The sequence below is a fragment of the Polaribacter sp. WD7 genome, from assembly GCF_003335085.1.
Classification (GTDB): Bacteria; Bacteroidota; Bacteroidia; order Flavobacteriales; family Flavobacteriaceae; genus Polaribacter.
The window spans coordinates 1-3,238 of sequence record NZ_QPEJ01000003.1 but is presented as its reverse complement, the minus strand read 5'-3'; the positions used below and the strand labels follow the sequence as shown (position 1 = coordinate 3,238).

The window sequence follows — 3,238 nt, the reverse complement described above, 5'->3', positions numbered from 1 at the left end:
TTAGTTTCTAAGGTTACTTTTTGATAGGTTCTTTTTCGCCAGGGTTCTTTTTTTGTTTTCATAAGTGACTATAATTAATTGATTAATTTTTAGTCAACCTATTTCAGGAAAGTTCAGTTTTTACATTAAGCACAACGCCCCTGTATAAAGTTTGTTGCGGTTTCTCAAGCTAAAAGTAAGCAAAATATTAAAACAACTAACCCAATGCGGATTTTTCCGAAGGAAAAATAACGCAGCAATAAAATTTATACCTTGTTGCCAAAATGTTGCTTTTCAGTTTACAATTCTGTTTCTATTTTCACGTTTTACTAAATTCAGAGTATGAGTGAGAAATTTCACAAAGAATTTCAAGTCCGAAAGTAACTCAGATTTAGTTTTTCAGTCACACGTTTTGCTGAGACTCACACGTTACAATTTTTCAGAGTTTGAGTAAGTCCTCAAACTTTAGAAAGTCAAACATTCTAATTTCGTGAGAGAGTGCTTAACATTTCAGCTTCAAAATTTCTAGCTCAGATTCCTTTTTTGAGCCTGCTGAGCGCAATTTTTGGCAACGGTTTTGTGTATATATCAGTTGCGTGGTTTCTTCACTAAATTTAGAAAATAATTACTGAATAGAAAATCTGCGAGGATTTTCCCAAGTAGGCTAGATGTTAGCAATTGAATATACACGTTGTTGGGTTTTCGTACTACTATTCGATGTCCTCATTCAACCTTTCAGGATTTTGTCTGGTGTCGAAAATCGTGATAATTTCAACTTCTTGTTTATCAGAGTTTATTCTGTAATAGAATGTTGTTTGTTTTGTCACTACACATTTATACAAATTTTCAAATTCAAATGATTTCGGACAACTTTCAGGCTGAATCGATATTTGTTTAATCTTTTCAGTAAGTTTTGATATAAACTTATCTCTTGTCTTTATATTCCAATTTTCTAATAAATATTCAGAAAGTTTTAAAAGTTTTGTTTCTGCTAGCTCAGATAAAAATACTTTCATTCATTATGATATTTTCTTTAAAAAAGATTCGTAAGAAATTCTTTTACCGTTATTGAGTTCATTAATTCCTTTATTAATTTCTTTTTTTTCAGATAAACTTAATTCATTCCAAAAATCTTTTCTTTCTTTTTTTACAAAATCGGACACTCGTTGAATAAATTCAGAGTTTTCATTTTCTAATATAACTTTCAATAATTCTAGTTTTGTAGTTTGAATGTCCATTTTTTTACTTTTTAAACAAATTTACGAAAATTAATTTCAATTTTGAGTTTGCTTGGGTATGAAACCCAACGGTCTCGTATAACCGTCAGTTACGGGTTAATATGTGTTAATTTTCGGTTTAGCACAGACGTTAGCAATTCCGAGTGGATTCGGACGTAGTCGAATCCGCCGTAATTGCGGTTATACATTGTTGTACGCAGGTTTTTTATTTCAGCTATATTAGAAATCCGATTAGTGAAATTATTCCGAAAAGGATTGAAATTCCAATAATAATCCGTTCTTTTTTTTGTTCCGTTTTCGCTCGTTCACGAATCCGATTTTTTATTTCAATCAGTTCTTTTTCAGGAACAGTTTTAAAATTCGGTTGTCGAGATTTTTTGTCAGATGAATAAATTCCATCACGATTATTTTCTTTAAATTTTGAACGATTAGATGGACGTTGCGCTCGGTTTTGTTTCATCCGATTTATCATATCTAATACGTGTCCAGCTCCTAATCCCATTTATTCTAATCGATTATTTTTAATCAGCGAATCCAATTCCGCTTGATATTTTGCTCGCCAATCCTTTCCGTTTCTTTTATTTAGATACTTTTCAATTTCTGCATTATAAGCTTTAATTCCGCGTATAGTTGGTCCAGTTTGATTACAGCTTGTATAATGTTCGTGAAATCCATAGTCTTCTTTCAGTCCAATACAAGGAACTCCGCAAGGATGCAAAGGTGGTTCAGTTGTTACAATTCTTGCCGAATTTCTCCAGCCGTCAATCTTTGCAGTCAAATAATTAAATCGGTTAAAAAGTCCGAATTGCCAAAATAAAATTCCGACCAATAAGAGTCCAATTCCGATTGTTATTTTCTTTTTACGTTTCATCGGTCAACTTGCGTACAACGTTATTGTATATGGTTTGTTGCGTGTTTCAAGCAACTAATTTAGTAAATAATTACAGACAAAGAAAGTCCGCGAGGACTTTCGTAAGTAAGCAAGAAACTAGCAATAAATTATATACGGTGTTGGGTGTCAGCTTTACTGTTTTAGATATTTTCCGTCGAAATAACATCTATGTCCATGAGCAGCACATTTTTGCTCACTAATAGTAATACTATTTTTATCTAATTCTACAGATATTTCGCATGATTGATTTTTAAATACTCCTTTATTTTTTTCAATACGAATAATCTCATAAAGTTCCCCAATACATCCTGATTCTGTATATGTTGAGATATCAAATACAAATATATTGTCGTGAATATTAACTAACTTTATGAATCCTTGAAATTTTTCAGAATTACGCAGACTTTTATAGTCTCCGTCGGTTTCAGTTTCATATTTTAGTTTTTCATTTTTAAAATATCCACTTACTGGCAATTTTTTTTCAGGACTTTTGTCAAACCATTTACCGGTTATTTGATCGTTTGAAATATTTAATATAAAACCTTTTGTAGGGTTGCTTAAACTATTTTCAGTCCATGGTTTTTCTAAAAGAAGGATTTCTGATTTTTCGTTGTTAATTTTTCCAACTAAAGGAATATTCGTTTTGTATTTCGTGTAATAGTAATATCCATTTACAGAATTTTCAGTGATTTTTAAATTCATCTCAATTCCGTATTTCTCCGAGATTTTAGCTTTTATTTTCAAGAGATTACTGTTATTTACTGCTATTGATTTAACAGTAGTAAAAAGTAATATTATAAAGTATATTTTCTTCATTTTTCATTTTTTTTTAGTTGCACCCAACGGTTTTGTGTATGTTTCAGTTGCGTGGTTCAATCACTAAAATAGCAAATAATTACTGAATGGAAAATCCGCGAGGATTTTCCAAAGTAGTCTATTAGCTAGCAATTGAATATACACGTTGTTGGCAATAGTAATTATAAAATTCGTTTGATTTTACTTATTAAACGTGAGTTCGACTTAACTTATATCTATATTAGGCAAAAATCTTTGAATTTTAATACTAGGTTTCTTGTCAAGGAAAGAGTAAGCTGTTAAACCTGCGATTAAATTCCCTAAAAAGTTATCA

The 3,238-nt window shown here is 30.8% G+C and carries 5 protein-coding genes; all 5 read right to left on the bottom strand.

All coding sequences use genetic code 11. The features are described 5' to 3' along the window. Positions 1–689: 689 nt before the first annotated feature. Positions 690–995, bottom strand: coding sequence for a type II toxin-antitoxin system RelE/ParE family toxin (locus DUT90_RS00040; RefSeq protein WP_114424676.1), 306 nt, complete (start codon positions 993–995; stop codon positions 690–692). 3 nt (positions 996–998) lie between these two features. After that, a complete protein-coding gene (locus DUT90_RS00035) occupies positions 999–1,217 on the bottom strand; it encodes a hypothetical protein (RefSeq protein ID WP_114424675.1) in 219 nt (72 codons plus the stop codon). A 214-nt stretch (positions 1,218–1,431) separates the two neighbouring features. Further along, positions 1,432–1,719 carry a hypothetical protein gene (locus DUT90_RS00030; protein WP_114424674.1) on the bottom strand — a complete coding sequence of 96 codons (288 nt, stop codon included), beginning with the start codon at positions 1,717–1,719 and terminating at the stop codon, positions 1,432–1,434. Then, positions 1,720–2,088, bottom strand: coding sequence for a hypothetical protein (locus tag DUT90_RS00025; RefSeq protein WP_114424673.1), 369 nt, complete (start codon positions 2,086–2,088; stop codon positions 1,720–1,722). It lies immediately after the preceding gene. A 153-nt stretch (positions 2,089–2,241) separates the two neighbouring features. Further along, a complete protein-coding gene (locus DUT90_RS00020; RefSeq protein WP_114424672.1) occupies positions 2,242–2,925 on the bottom strand; it encodes a hypothetical protein in 684 nt (227 codons plus the stop codon). Positions 2,926–3,238 lie beyond the last annotated feature (313 nt).